Below are 14,261 nucleotides of genomic sequence, written 5' to 3' on the forward strand. Positions count from 1 at the left end.
ATAATCCTTTCAGATTTCTCAAACTCAGAATAATCGGTTAGATATAGCAGAGAAAAAACCATGCACATAAGGAAAACTGACTGGCATCCAGCAGATGTCATTGCGGCACTAAGGAAAAAGGGGACCTCTTTATCAGCCGTTTCACGCCAGGCGGGATTATCTTCGGCCACGCTGTCTAATGCCTTATACCGTCCCTGGCCGAAAGGGGAGCTGTTGATAGCCAGGACATTGGGGATTGGCCCAGAAGAGATCTGGCCAAGTCGCTATTATGACCCGCAAACCAATACGCTAATTGATCGTCAAAAGCTGATGCGTAACAAATCCAGCCGACACATTGTAGGTTAATACGTTATTGCTGAGAAACACAGAGCACGCTTATTTTCGGAACGTTCAATAATAAAAACGCTCAGCATTGGCATGACGTAAAAACCTAACCCGAAGACGTTCCCCGGGTTAGGCATTCAAATAATGCGATAACGTATTCCTGCCAGATAGACACACATCAGGGACGGCGTTATACGTGCAGGGTGGTACCTGAAATCGCGGACGCCGTGGTGTCAGCTTGCGACGCGACCAGACCCAAACGCTGGATGATGTCCTGTCGCAATAGATATTTCCTGATTTTCCCTGACGCGGTGCGAGGCAGGTGATCAATCACCACCAGATGCTCGGGGTATTTATACTTGGCGACACGCTTGCGGCCGAAAAAGGCGATCACCTCTTCCAGTATCAGCGTATGGTAGGGTTCCTTCAGTACGACATAGGCACAGGTACGTTCGCCCAGGCGCTCATCCGGCATGGCAACAACGCCCGCATCACGCACCCGTGGGTGTTGCAAGAGAATTTCCTCCACCTCCCGACTGCTGATGTTTTCACCGCCACGGACAATAATGTCCTTCTTCCGACCGGTGATCTTGATATAGCCCGCCTCATCCATACGGCACAAATCACCACTGTAGTACCAGCCTTCGTCGTCCAGCGCTCTCGCCGTCAGTTCAGGTTCGTCCAGATAGCCCATAAACACCTGGGGGCCACGGGAAGCCTCTTCCCCTTCATCACCACTAGGTACCGTTTGCCGGTACTTATCAACCACCCGGATTTCAACACCAGCGACAGCCGTGCCATCGGTATTAACCACGCGGGACAGCGGATCATCCAGCTTAACCACGGCGTGAGGCGAGCTTTCTGTCGCACCATAAACACTCAGCAGCTTGATGCCAGCTTGCAGACAGTCGCGGGTGATTTTTTTCGGGATCGTGGTGCCTCCGCACAGGAAAAAGCGCAGTGACGACAGATCGTAAGGGTGCTGCTGTACGGTACACAGCAAGTCATAGACGAACGGCGTCGCCCCCAGCACGCAGGTACAGCGCTCCCGCTCCAGTAACGTGAGGCAGTGCGTCGGATTGAAGATGTCCAGCAGCACACTACGGCCCCCGATCAAGAATGGCAGGGTGACGCCATGCAGAAACCCCGTCGCGTGCGCCAGCGGTGCTGGCATCAGGATGGTGTCCAGCCAGTTCAGATTGAGGGTAGCGGCGTAAGCTCGCTCGCTGGCGAGAATATTGTTGTGGGTCAGCATCACCCCCTTGGGTACGCCTTCGGTACCGGAGGTGAACAACACCGCAGCCAGTTCGTCGCCGTTGACGCTGACCGGTTGCGCCAGCGGTGGATAGTCCTGCAACAGTTGGCTGAGCGCCGGCGTCGAGGCTGCGGGCGCCAGTTTATCCACCGCTACCAGATGCTCTAAATACGGCAGTTGCTCACGCAATGGCGTAATCAGTTCCAGCGGGCTGCTGTTTTTGAACCAGGTCGGCACAAACAACATGCGCGCCTGACTCTTGTTGAGAGTCCAGATCAACTCCGTCTCACGGTAGGCGGGCAGCAGCGGAACCGATACCGCGCCAACTTTCAGGCAGGCCAGATAGATTAACGTGAACTCGTTCCAGCCGGGAAGCTGGAACGCCACCCGGTCGCCGGGCGTAATACCGCAAGCCAGCAAATACGCCGCCAGACTCCCGGCAGCGCGGTCCAGTTCGGCGTATGTATAGGCCGCGCCTTGATTGTCGATAACGGCAATTTTGTCAGGTGCCGCCTTTACCGACTGGTGCCAGTAATCGCCAAGCGACGCGTCCCCCCAGTATCCCAACCGCCGATACTGCTCGCGGCGTTCGGCGTTAAATTTTATTGTGACCGTCATGATGTTATCTCTGTTTTATACACGGCCGCGCTATCGTGAAAGGCTTGCACGGTATCGAGCCATTCCATCATCCATCACCGACACGACGACCTCTCGTTGCTGGTGAGCACAGTCCAGACAGAACGACTGGCTGTCAGCCAGCGCCTGTTCCGATGGGCTGGCTCCCACTGCTGACGTGAAAGTCTCAGCCAAAACGGAACTCGATACCGAACGTGCCCTGGGGATACTCCCATTTTTCCAAAATCGTATCGCCGCACAGTACCCGACAGGTGCCGCACTCCAGGCAACCGGCATAATCAAAGTGGATATTGCCTTCGCCGTCCTGCTTATAAAGCCCCGCCGGGCAGGCTTTTATCAATTTGTTGAACTGCTCTTGCGCCGGTTTATCCATCAGTACGATATGCGGATTGCCTTCATCGACATGGAATTTGTTGATGCCCAGTTTGACGTCAACATTGACACTATTTTCGTTGCTCATAGCGCGGTCGCCCCCTTGATGCCATCTTTCAACAGATTCATCAGCCCCACCTGTTTGGCGCGACCCAGGATTTTTGAGCGCATGGATTTGCTGGGGCCACCATCAATAATGAACATGTCGCTCATGATGTCGGCTATCATGCGCGGGTACTGGGTGAACATACGTGGGTTTTCCATCAGTGCTGGCAGCTTGCGATAGCGGTGCATGTCTTGTAGTACGAAGCTCTGCTCCAGAGTCTTGCGGTATCCAGCCAGCCCATCGGCGGAAAAGTCCTGCCTGTTTTTCGCGTCAATGGCGGTCAATGCTGCCGCCTCTGCCGATGCGATGGCCAGGTCCATTCCCCGCACGGTATACCCCAGATTGAGGCACAACCCCGCGGCGTCACCCACGATCATCACACCATCGCCCGCCAGTTGCGGCACCATATCCAGCCCCCCTTCCGGTACCACATGCGCGGAATACTCCCGCAGAGTGCCCCCTTGAATCAGCGGTCGGATAGCCGGGTGCTGCTTAAAATCCTCCAGCATCTGCGGCACGCTCTTGGTGGCGTGATCGATATCGCCCAAGCCACAGACCAGCCCCAATGAAATCGTATCCCGGTTGGTGTAAAGGAAGCCGCCACCCATCAGGCCATTTGACGGCGATCCGGCAAATAGCCAGGCTGCGCCCTCGCCAGCGGCGAGAGTAAAGCGGTCTTCAATTACAGACGACGGCAGTGCGATCAGCTCCTTAACGCCGACAGCATAATGGTGCGGTGATGACGGCTGTACCATGCCGATAGAACGCCCCAGTAGCGAATTGACACCTTCGGCCAGAATCACGATGTTGGCTTCCAGTACGTCGTCACCCGCTTGTACACCGACCACCCGGTTGCCCTCGCGGACCAGAGAATCGACACGCACGCCGGGAATAAACTGAGCGCCCGCTTCTTCCGCTTTTTCCATCAGCCACGGATCAAACAGATTGCGCAATACGGTGTAGGAAGCCTTCGATGCGATATCTGGCTGTTCGCTGTGGTAATCCATCGTGATCGCGCTTTCTTCAGTGAGAAAGGAGATTTTTTCCCGGGTCACCTTGCGTTCGACAGGCGCCTCCTGTGCAAAGCCCGGCATAATCTTCTCCAAACTGTGCGCATAAAGGCGCCCACCAGTCATGTTCTTACTGCCCGCCGAGTTGCCACGCTCAATCACCAGCACGTCCAACCCGGCTTTCGCCATCACATACCCGGCCACACAACCGGCGACACCCGCACCGACCACGATGGCATCAAATTTTTCTTCCGACATAGCTTCGTCTCCTTATCCCGCCACCAGCAGGGTGGCGGGGCCAGTGTCGTTAACGGGTCAACTGCTCAATCAGGGCGGGTACAACTTTGTAGATGTCTCCAACCAGACCGTAATCGGCGTATTTGAAGACGGGCGCGTTTTTGTCTTTGTTGATGGCGATGATGGTTTTCGCACTGTTGCCGCCCACCATATGCTGAATCTGACCGGAGATACCCAGCATCAGATAAAGATCGGATTTCAGCAGCACACCGGAAACGCCGATGTAGCGTTCACGCTCCATCCAATGCTCCCCTTCGGCGATAGGACGGGAACAACCGACTTCTGCGCCGATCGCCGTCGCCAGGCCTTGCACCATACGCAGGTCATCCTGAGACGCCAAACCACGGCCAACACCGATGACGCGTTTGGCTTTGCTCAGGTCAACGCTACTCAGGGATTTAGCACGACGCTCCTTGCACAGAATTTCCTGACGCGGGGCAACATAGCTGGCCTGATAGACCGGGCAGTCGTGTGCCGGATTGGCAACAGCAGGCTCTAGCGCGCCGGGTGCCAGCGTGACAATGGCGATCGCTGTGTTGATCTTCTCGCGGCCAAAGGCCAGACCACCGTACATGCGGTGTTCAGCAAACACGCCATCATCGCCTATGCTCAGGGTGGTAACGTCGTTGACCACGGCGGCATTGAGCAGAATGCTTAGGCGTGCAGCCAGTGCTTTGCCGCGTTTGGTGGAGGACAACAGGATAAGCGACGCGGTACGGGCATCGTCCGCCGGTTTTTCAACGACGGAAGCCAGCGTTTCGGCATAGTTTTCAATACGCTGGTTTTGCGCATTCACGCCCAGAACATAGATAGCGTCCGCCGCCAGGGGTTTGACTGCCGATACCACGTCGTCATGCTGGACCAGCACATCAACGCGCTCCCCCCACTGACGGGCGCCCGCCAGTAAGTCGGCATAACGTTCGGTGTTGTCGCTGAACACCCATACATTGGCTACTTTACTCATGGTGATTTTTCTCCATTCCGGGTTAGTTCAGCACTTTCTTCATATGCTCGGCCAATTCAGCCACGGCTTCCGGCGAATCGCTTTCAATGATGATATGTTTGCGTTCAGCCTGGGGCGGTACATGGATGGCGACCAGTTCAGTAAAGGGGGCCCCCGGTGTCCACTCGATATCACCGGCGTTCCATTGCGTAACCGGTTTTTTCCCGGCACCGAGAATGGCTTTCATGGAAGGAGTGCGGGGGACGTTGATATCAGACGCCACGCACAGCACCGCTGGCAGCGTCAATTCCAGCACCTCGACGTCCTCTTCCAGCGTGCGCTCAACGATGACGCGGTTACCTTCAAGCTGGATGTTACTGACCGCGTTGACGGTCGGCACCTGTAGCAGTTCCCCGGCCAGCAGCCCTACCTGCTGGGCGTACAGATCGCCGGAACCTTCACCGAATAACATTAGATCGAAGCCGATTTTGCCTGCAGCGGCGGCAATCGCCTGTGCGGTGTCCTTCGGCTGCGCATTTTCCAGCCACTCATCCTGCACCAGACAAAGTTCATGCGGGCCACGCGACAGTACGTCCTTGCGGACTTTGGAGTTTTCGAGATAGTGGCCCCCCACACAGAGCGCCGTTACCTGACCGTTATCCCCGACCAGTTGGGCCGCCGCTTCAATAGCGTTGAGGTCAAACTGGCTAATCTTGGCATCAGCGTGGTCGAAATTGAGCGTCCGCTCTGCGGTAACCACAATGTCTTGCTCTTCGGGTACCAGCTTGAAGCAGGTTATAATTTTCATGGTATCTCCTATCGGCAATCACAACGATTTGAGTGGGCAACATAGGCGTCCTTACCTGAACGGTGATAACCCAAAAGGTCAGTAAAACAATTCAGACGGATGCCGCTCGCTGGCAATAAAGAATGTGGAGAGATGGGGTGTTGACTCATGTTTTTCTCCGGTTAAACACTTACGGTTAAACATTAATAGCGCGGGATTCCCCATCACCGAATGAGAAATACCGTGGCATAAATAAAAATCTGTCATCTCAAGGTGATATAAAAATTCATACCCCAGTCAATTCGTGTTAAACAACGCAATGCGCTGGCTCTGCAAAGGTAAATCCTCTGGATAGAGCAGGTAATAAAGCGAAACTGAAGCATGAAGAATATATGCAGATATACTGATACCGACGTACCGTAAATACGACATGATAATATGTTTTAGTTACCAACTATCTTGCAAAAAAAGTGTTAACTTGCTCAATGTGTTAATTAATTGTTTTATATCTACAGCTATTTCATCAGTCATAAAGAAAGATGTAGCTTATACACAGCGTTAACACACCACGCGAAGTCATAAATTCATGTGTGATCGCCATCATAATTATGATCTTTTTTTCTGACTTTTTGATGTTGATTTCCATGAAAAATAAAATCCGATTCGAATTGTAAATATCGTGTATCAACCTTGTAGATTATTCTTCCATTTTCTCTCACATGCTGACTGTATAAGCAGAGGGGATTTATTCTTCTTCGAGCTATTTATCCTGTTGGCAAGCCAACGCACGATCTTGCATGACATACCAACAATCTTGTTTTTGCCTGCATATTTCGTGTTATATACTGTCTTCGGTTACTCTATTTCGCCATCCAATAATTGGCTTACGCCTTACGGTTAACTGTGGAGGTCGTTATGTATCAATGCTGGTTTGATAATAAAACGGATGCTGTTTTTGAAAATGGACTGACACCCAAACTCTCCCGCTATGTTATTAGCGACGATCCCAACTGGGAATCCGGCCATCATGTACACGAGACCGAAACTGAACTTATCTATGTCAAAAAAGGCGTTGTTAATCTTACCATTGACTCATCCAGTTACACCGCACGAACGGGTGATATCATTGCGATAGAACGCGGTAGCCTGCATACGGTGGCATCCGACACCACATCACCCGCCACTACCTACACGTGTGCCGTTTATGGTTTTAAAATCAATGGACTGGAAGAAGGTCGCATTATGCAACCCCATTCATGCCCCGTCATTTCAACGGTTAAAAATAAAGAGGTGATCCGCAGCATTTTTCAGGAGCTCAGTGTACTGCTACCACAGAAAAAGACAAATTCACCGCCCCTGGTGTACGATGCACTCAGCTATGCGTTAACCGTGATTTATTATGAAAACTTCAAGAATGCTTATCGAAATGACCAGGGGTATATAAGAAAGGATGTACTTATTAAAGATATCCTGGTTTATTTAAACAATAACTATCGAGAAAAAATTACGTTAGAAAATCTGGCAAAAAAATTCCGGGCCAGTGTCAGTTACATCTGTCACGAATTTACCAAAGAATACCATATTTCACCGATTAACTATGTTATTAAGCGCCGTATCACCGATGCAAAATTTTCACTGACCAACACCGATCTCTGCCTGAACGAAATATCGTTCAGGGTGGGGTACGACAATGTCGATCATTTTACAAAACTGTTTATTCGTCACGTTGGCTGTTCACCGTCTGAATATCGCAAACAGTTCAAAAACGATCTTGATAGTCTGGAATATGTCACCCAGCTCGATGACCATTCAGAAATGCTGACGTAAATGGACCACGTTATCATCAGTAAGCTACCACTATTCGGCACGGGTGATAGAACACCGGCACAGGTGAAGAACACACGCTCTGTATCCAAACAAGCCAGGCCAATAGCTCTCCACTCAGATAACAGCCCACTCAGTTCACACCTCAGGTGTGTGAACTGAGTGAATAACCGATTATTTATTCTGGTAATCTTTCAGAATCTGACGGCCTGCAATATAAATCATGATCTCATCGGTGCCGCCGCCAATCCGCTCGCAACGGACATCACGCCAGAAGCGGGAAACACGCGCATCGTCGGTGTAGCCCAGGCCGCCCATAATCTGTATCGCATCGTCAATGACTTCCAGCGCGGTACGCGCACAGTACAACTTACACAGCGCCGCGCTGGTACGCAGCGACTGGTGCATATCCGCCTGCCATGCCACCTTCATCACCATATTGCGCATGTTCTCGATTTTTATCGCCATCAGCGCCAGCTTTTCCTGGATCATCTGGTTATGGCCGATAGGCTTGCCGAACGCAATGCGCTGGTTGGCGTATCTGGCGGCATCCTCAAACGCGCACTCGGCAAACCCGGTACTACGCGCGGCGTTGATGAGGCGTTCCATCTCGAAGTTGTACATCACATTGAGAAAGCCCATGCCTTCTTCACCCACCCTATCGCTTTCATCCACCTCGACATTGTCCAGATAGACTTCGCAGGTGCTCAGCATATGCCAGCCGATTTTATGTAACGGGTTGATTTTGATACCCGGTTTATTCGATTCAACCCACCAGAGGGTGAACGCTTTTTTCGGATCCTTCGGTTCAGGATCGCGCGCCAGTACCAGCATATACGGGTATTCTTTCGCCCCGGTGATGAAGGTCTTCTGACCATTCAGATAGACTTTGCCGTTTTTGCGCGTATAGGAGGTGGTTGCGCTACTGTTGTCCGACCCCGCGCCCGGTTCAGTCAGCGCCAGCGCATAAGCCGGGTCGCCGGTGGCCAGCGTGCTTTCCGCCGTTTTACGCAACTGTTCCGCCGAGCCGAACCGCAGCATACTGTGAATGCATTGCCCGTTGGTGATAAGAAACGCGGGTGCGCCGCATTTTGCCACTTCCATCAGCGCCAGCATCTGGGTGACATAGTCAGCCGGAATGCCGTTATATTCTTCCGGCACGCCCAACAGGGAAATACCGTTGTCAGACAACGCTTTCATGAACTCTTTAGGATAAGTCCCGGTCTGATCGCATGTCCTGAAATATTCTTCCGGGAAATTATTGGTAATTAACTCGCGAATACTGGCAAGCAAGAGTTCTTGTTCTTCAGTTAAGGCAAAGTTCATCTTCTTTACTCCTATTATTGTTCTGCTTCAGGCAAAACAAATCCCATGACGTTGTCGTGAAACATTCTTTCATCCATCAATTTCAGATCGCCGGAAATAATGGGTGTGAAATCCATTTGAGCCAAAATGTCTTTTTCCAGATCGACACCGGGTGCAATTTCGACCAAATGCAAACCATCTTCTTTCAACGTAAATACCGCACGTTCGGTGATATAACGGACATCGAGGCCCCGCTCCAGCGCTGTTTTCCCACTGAAGGTAATTTCCGGTATTTCTTTAATGAATTTTTTAACTTTCCCTTCCTGAGTAATGGTCAGCTTGCCATCCCCCACGGCGGTCTTCAGGCTACCGGCGGTCAGCGTGCCGCAGAAAATGATTTTCTTCGACGTGGCGCTGATATCGATAAATCCGCCGGTCCCCATGATCTTGCCGTTGAATTTGTGCACGCCGACGTTACCGTGCTGGTCGATTTCCGCGAAGCTCAGGTAGCACACATCCAGCCCACCGCCGTGGTAAAAATCAAACTGGGCAGTCATATCCAGAATGGCGCGGGTGTTCACATTGGCACCGAAAGCCACCCCCTGGGTGGTGATGCCGCCCACCGGGCCGGTTTCCACCGTCAGCACAAAATCGTCGGCACACCCCTCTTCCCGCGCCACCAGGCCGATGCCATCGGCAATCCCGACCCCCACATTCCCGACCGCGCCTTTGCGCATTTCAAACAGTGCGCGGCGAGCGACCAGCTTGCGCTGGTTCAGCGGGATAGCCATTTGAGCGCTGTCATCAAGGGTAAAGTCACCGGAAATAAAGCGATTGACTGGCGCACCGCCATAGAGCTGCGTCTGGGCCGAATCAACCACCACGATATCCACCAGATAACCGGGGATCCGCACCGATTTGGGGTGTAACGTGGCCTTTTTTACCATTTTCTGAACCTGCATCATCACGATGCCGCCATGATTGTGAACGGCTTGCGCGATCACTAACGCGTCCAGATACATCACCTCATCCTCAAACGAGGCATAGCCTTCACTGTCGCAGGTGGTGGCGCGGATAAAGGCGATGTTCGGCGCTATCGCCTTGTAATACAGGTATTCCTGGTTATCGATTTCAATCAGTTTGATCAGCTCTTCTTTGGTGACTTCGTTGAGCTTCCCGCCCTGCTGGCGTGGGTCGACAAAGGTACCGATGCCGATATTGCTCAGGATACCGGGCTGATGTGCGGCAGCGGCGCGCAGCGTCTGGGTCAACACCCCTTGCGGGTAGTTGTAGGCAAAGATTTTGTTCTGCTCGGCCAGATCAGAAATTCGCGGTGACTGCCCCCAGTGACCGCACAGCGCCCATTTCACCAGTCCTTCCTGTGCCAGTGGGCTGATGCCGCGCTCAGCGCGATCCCCTAATCCGGTCGGGCTGATTAGCGACAGGTTGCGCGGTGACTGCGTGGCTTTATATCTTTCGGATAACGCAGTAATTAATGTTGTGGCCTCAAGGATGCCGCCGCCAGCGCCTAATACGCACAGCGTGGCTTCATCCGGAATATATTTAACGGCATCTTCGGCAGATAATACCGGCACTCTGCCATTGACTCTTTTCGGTTTTTCCAGCTTCATAGCGACTCCTGACTCAGGCCGAATTGAATTCGCTTTTCATCCTAAAATAAAATTCGCTGACAGAATGGCATTATAATAATGCATTCCCATCAGCATCCTGACGTAATAAAAACGCCGCCTTTTTTGAATGAAAAACATTATTACCCCGGCACCACGCTAAATAACCGACCTGTCAGGCACTTATTTAGCGCATACCGGGCATTGTTCTATGCACATTATCGATGTTGTTTAACTACTTAATTCGATACTGCTTTATGCTTCATGCAATACATTTAAAACCGATCTTAAGTTCTGAATATCAATCTGGCCGGGTGCAGATGCTTTTTTCAATGCCCCAAACGTTGCCGCCGACCCGAATACTTCCCCCGACAGACGCGAAATCACCCCGGATTTCGACATCGACATGGTGATGATCGGACGATCCGCATATTTCTCGGACATTTCCTGCGTAGCCGATAATAACGTCACCACGTCACTCTTGCTTTGTGGCATCAGGGCAATCTTGGGAATATCAGCACCCAGCTCCTGCATTTTGCACAGACGTTTAACAATTTCGTCTTTCGGTGGCGTTTTGTGGAAATCATGGTTGGACATCACGACCTTGATTCCGTTGGCATGTGCGTGAGCGATGATGTCACTCACCAGTTGGTCACCGGTAAACAGTTCCAGATCGATCATGTCCACCAAGCCACTGTCGATCAACGCTTTGTTCAGCGCGATATAGGCTTGTGGGGCAATCTCTTTCTCGCCCCCTTCTTTGGCGGTGCGGAAGGTAAATAAGATGGGTTTATCGCGAATGATGGTGCGCAGCTTGTGCGCGGCATCCAGCACGCTATCGATCTGTTCCACATCATTAAAATGGTCGATGCGCCATTCCAGAATATCGAAATCAAAATCCCGGTAGTAATGCGCTTCCGACTCGATGGATGACACATCTTTTCCCATTAATGACACGATGATTTTGGGCGCACCTTCCCCTATCACCACATTCTTCACGGTTACGGTATTCATGTTGTTCCCTTAAAATTTTATACCCTGACCAGAACCGCCTGAGCGAACAGCGTGCTTCAGGCGGCCACCGCTGGGCAACTAACAGCCGGTGCGGACCATCAGGCACCAAACCCCATCGCTTTTTTAATGTATTCCAACGGGAAGTCTTTTCCGGTCCAGAGTTTGAACTGCTCTGCCCCCTGCCACAGCAACATGCCATAGCCATCAATGGTCTTGCAGCCAGCCTCCATCGCCATCTGCAACAGCCTGGTGATATGCGGGTTATATACGCATTCGGTAACCAACAAGCCTGGGCGCAACAAGGATTTATCCGTAACGATGCTCTCGTTTTCCAGCGGTTTCATCCCAAGCTTAGTGCCGTTGGTCAGGATGTCGGCGGTAGCGATAGCATCAGCGAACGCCTGTTGATCACCCAGATCGTGCACGGTAACAATGCAGTCGGTGTTGTCATTCACGCGTTTGGCAAAGGCGAGCGCCTTTTCGTAAAACTCATCACGACGATTGAACAGCTTGATGGCCTTAATGCCTTCAATCGCCGCCTGAGCACCGATCGCGGTCGACGCGCCCCCGGCTCCGACCAGCACCATGGTTTTGCCTTTGATATCAAAGCCGCTTTCCTTGATGGCGCGGATATGCCCGGTACCGTCGGTGTTATACCCTTTGAGGTAACCATCGTCGTTGACGATGGTATTTATCGCGCCGACCAGTTTGGCTGCTGGCGTCAATTCATCCACATAATCGCAGGCCAGCTGTTTATTGGGCATGGACACGCCTGTACCACGCATTTTTAGCGCTTTAAGCCCTTCGATCGCCTGAGGGAAGGTGGTGTTATCCACTTCAAAAGCCATATAGGTATAAGGTAACCCGACTTCTTCCAGCGCTTTATTCTGCATTTCCGGTGACAGGCTGTGTCTGATTGGATAGGCCATTAATCCAATCAGTTCATATTTTGCAGTTACATCCATTATAAACTCCTTACGCTATAAATATATTCTTTCCACCTGCGCCATTATTATGATGACGCGGAATTCTGCTTATGAATGCGATGGTCTATTACTGGCATTTTTCATCGAAAACATGTTTTCTCCCATCCGCACATCGTTTTCAGGAATATTGAATACCTTGTAGTAGCGAACGAAAACGATAAATGCGGTGAGCAGCGATACCACGGCAAAACCAATATCCAGCAGAATGATGTATTTCAATTCAATCTTGGATAAATAACCGGTGATAATCGGAATCACGAAATTAGCCAGGCCGCCCATCAACATATAAAGACTGGTGACTTTTGCTTTGCTTTTTGGGAAGAACTCGGACATCACAGAAACGCCCAGTTGTAATAACCCACCGGCAGCAGAGAAGCCGATAACAAATGCGCCGATGTTACAAACCAGTGCAGACGGATACAGATAAATCACTGTGCTGGCTACCACCGCCAACGCGGAATTGAACACGTTGGCCCAGACTGGGCGAACCATGCTTTTTAACAGCAGAGCGAAGACGAATACGCACACCAACGATCCCATGCTGTAATAAGAAATGGTCTTCAACGCGTCGGTTTCCGCCATACCGGCATACGCTACGGCATATTTCGGCATCCAGACCACGATGACGTAAAAGGTGGAAAAGATAGCAACGCCGAATACAATTGATGCAACGCCTTCCAACCAGGCCAGCGGCTTTTGGTTCATCTGCGGCAAATCTTTGATGGCATTGGCATCTGCCGTCTGGCTCGGAAATTTACTCCTTACTATAAGCAGCGATACCAGCAGGAACGCGATCCCCGGCAGAACAATGCCGTAGCCGTACCAGATATTGCTGGTGAGCAGGTAGCCGACCAGGACCGGATAGAACATTTGTCCAAAAGAAATCATTGCCTTGAGCAGAATAACGGCCGAACCGGACGTTTTAGGATAAGCCTCCATCAATGCCGGATAAGCACCGGTATCCAACGCGGCGTTGGCAACGCCCACGCAGACCGCGAGAATAAAAGCCACGATCAGGTTGGGGCTGGAAGGAATACCGAAGAAGAACAGCACATACAGCGCCACCCCGATAAGAATTGACACGCGGCGGCCGAACTTATCGGAAATCACCCCGAAGAACAAAATACTGACCAATCTTCCCAGGCCAATACCTGAAATGAGATAGGCGATTCCCGCATTATCAGTTCCGAATTTTGCCGCCAGACTCGTCATATTCTGCGCCAGGGTGATGACGCTAATACCATGAAGAAAATAGCTTAGATATATGCCGATAACAGCTAATAAAAATGGCGAATTGAAGGCCTTGTTCTGGCTCATGCTTCTCTCCGTTTATAGTGATTTTTTCATTGCACAGTTTTCATTGCATAATGTTCATCGCACAAGTCGTGCCTTGTTGCACAAATTGCTCCGGCAGTCTTATTTATCTCGTTTATTACCCATGAGTTATACGCTTCGTAAAATATTGCTAAATTACTCTCTGTATTTAATGTACTCAGCCAGGGAAATAATGAACACGCAATATAAGGTTTTCGTTGCAAACTTTATTGCAGGAAACGACAGACCCCATTCAACCAGAGTGTTGGAGATTTGTTTTCTATTTTACAAAATAACCACATCACGATGCCCAAAAGCACTACCCTAAACATCAACAAGACAGAATTAAATAATGCGACACACTTCAAATTTATTTTCATGATTCGTGTGTGAATAAGATTTTTTTCATGCCAACTATCGCCACGATAAAAAAACAGCACATTGTTATTGTGAGCCAGTT

The 14,261-nt window shown here is 51.0% G+C and carries 13 protein-coding genes; 2 read left to right on the forward strand and 11 right to left on the reverse strand.

Annotated features, from left to right (window positions below; genetic code table 11):
• The first annotated feature begins 60 nt into the window (after positions 1–60).
• Positions 61–345: a helix-turn-helix domain-containing protein gene (locus FGI04_RS14820; RefSeq protein WP_407320934.1), complete on the forward strand. Its 285-nt coding sequence runs from the start codon at positions 61–63 to the stop codon at positions 343–345.
• Between the two features lie 169 nt (positions 346–514).
• On the opposite strand, the gene fadK is transcribed toward FGI04_RS14820, so the two are convergent.
• Genes fadK through FGI04_RS14850 form a run of 6 tightly spaced genes read right to left on the reverse strand, consistent with a single transcriptional unit; the run spans position 515 to position 5,751 of the window.
• On the reverse strand, positions 515–2,197 hold the full coding sequence (gene fadK / locus FGI04_RS14825) for a medium-chain fatty-acid--CoA ligase (protein WP_342700044.1): 1,683 nt from the start codon (positions 2,195–2,197) through the stop codon (positions 515–517).
• Between the two features lie 30 nt (positions 2,198–2,227).
• Positions 2,228–2,389, reverse strand: a complete 162-nt coding sequence (locus tag FGI04_RS14830) for a hypothetical protein (protein ID WP_342700045.1) — start codon at positions 2,387–2,389, stop codon at positions 2,228–2,230.
• Complete coding sequence (locus FGI04_RS14835; protein WP_342700046.1) at positions 2,382–2,675, reverse strand: ferredoxin family protein; 294 nt, start codon at positions 2,673–2,675, stop codon at positions 2,382–2,384. The genes FGI04_RS14830 and FGI04_RS14835 overlap by 8 nt, the downstream gene beginning before the upstream one ends.
• Complete coding sequence (locus FGI04_RS14840; RefSeq protein WP_342700047.1) at positions 2,672–3,961, reverse strand: FAD-dependent oxidoreductase; 1,290 nt, start codon at positions 3,959–3,961, stop codon at positions 2,672–2,674. The genes FGI04_RS14835 and FGI04_RS14840 overlap by 4 nt, the downstream gene beginning before the upstream one ends.
• Positions 3,962–4,010: 49 nt before the next feature.
• On the reverse strand, positions 4,011–4,964 hold the full coding sequence (locus FGI04_RS14845; protein WP_342700048.1) for an electron transfer flavoprotein subunit alpha: 954 nt from the start codon (positions 4,962–4,964) through the stop codon (positions 4,011–4,013).
• Between the two features lie 22 nt (positions 4,965–4,986).
• Complete coding sequence (locus FGI04_RS14850; protein ID WP_342700049.1) at positions 4,987–5,751, reverse strand: electron transfer flavoprotein; 765 nt, start codon at positions 5,749–5,751, stop codon at positions 4,987–4,989.
• Positions 5,752–6,645: 894 nt separating this feature from the next.
• On the opposite strand from FGI04_RS14850, the gene FGI04_RS14855 reads away from it, so the two are divergent.
• On the forward strand, positions 6,646–7,557 hold the full coding sequence (locus tag FGI04_RS14855) for an AraC family transcriptional regulator (protein ID WP_342700050.1): 912 nt from the start codon (positions 6,646–6,648) through the stop codon (positions 7,555–7,557).
• 171 nt (positions 7,558–7,728) lie between these two features.
• Here FGI04_RS14855 and FGI04_RS14860 read toward each other — a convergent pair whose 3' ends face one another.
• From FGI04_RS14860 to FGI04_RS14880, 5 genes are all read right to left on the reverse strand, one after another.
• Positions 7,729–8,880: an acyl-CoA dehydrogenase gene (locus FGI04_RS14860; RefSeq protein ID WP_016942292.1), complete on the reverse strand. Its 1,152-nt coding sequence runs from the start codon at positions 8,878–8,880 to the stop codon at positions 7,729–7,731.
• A 14-nt stretch (positions 8,881–8,894) separates the two neighbouring features.
• A complete protein-coding gene (locus FGI04_RS14865; protein ID WP_407274625.1) occupies positions 8,895–10,490 on the reverse strand; it encodes an acyl CoA:acetate/3-ketoacid CoA transferase in 1,596 nt (531 codons plus the stop codon).
• A gap of 252 nt (positions 10,491–10,742) precedes the next feature.
• The gene (aroD, locus tag FGI04_RS14870; RefSeq protein WP_407336925.1) at positions 10,743–11,501 is read right to left on the reverse strand and encodes a type I 3-dehydroquinate dehydratase; all 759 of its coding nucleotides are present in this window, start codon (positions 11,499–11,501) and stop codon (positions 10,743–10,745) included.
• A 98-nt stretch (positions 11,502–11,599) separates the two neighbouring features.
• Positions 11,600–12,466 (reverse strand): quinate/shikimate dehydrogenase, encoded by an 867-nt coding sequence (ydiB, locus tag FGI04_RS14875; protein ID WP_407336926.1) that lies wholly within the window; start codon positions 12,464–12,466, stop codon positions 11,600–11,602.
• A gap of 69 nt (positions 12,467–12,535) precedes the next feature.
• On the reverse strand, positions 12,536–13,804 hold the full coding sequence (locus FGI04_RS14880) for an MFS transporter (RefSeq protein ID WP_407274622.1): 1,269 nt from the start codon (positions 13,802–13,804) through the stop codon (positions 12,536–12,538).
• Positions 13,805–14,261 lie beyond the last annotated feature (457 nt).

The sequence above is a fragment of the Dickeya ananatis genome, from assembly GCF_019464615.1.
Taxonomy (GTDB): Bacteria; Pseudomonadota; Gammaproteobacteria; order Enterobacterales; family Enterobacteriaceae; genus Dickeya; species Dickeya oryzae.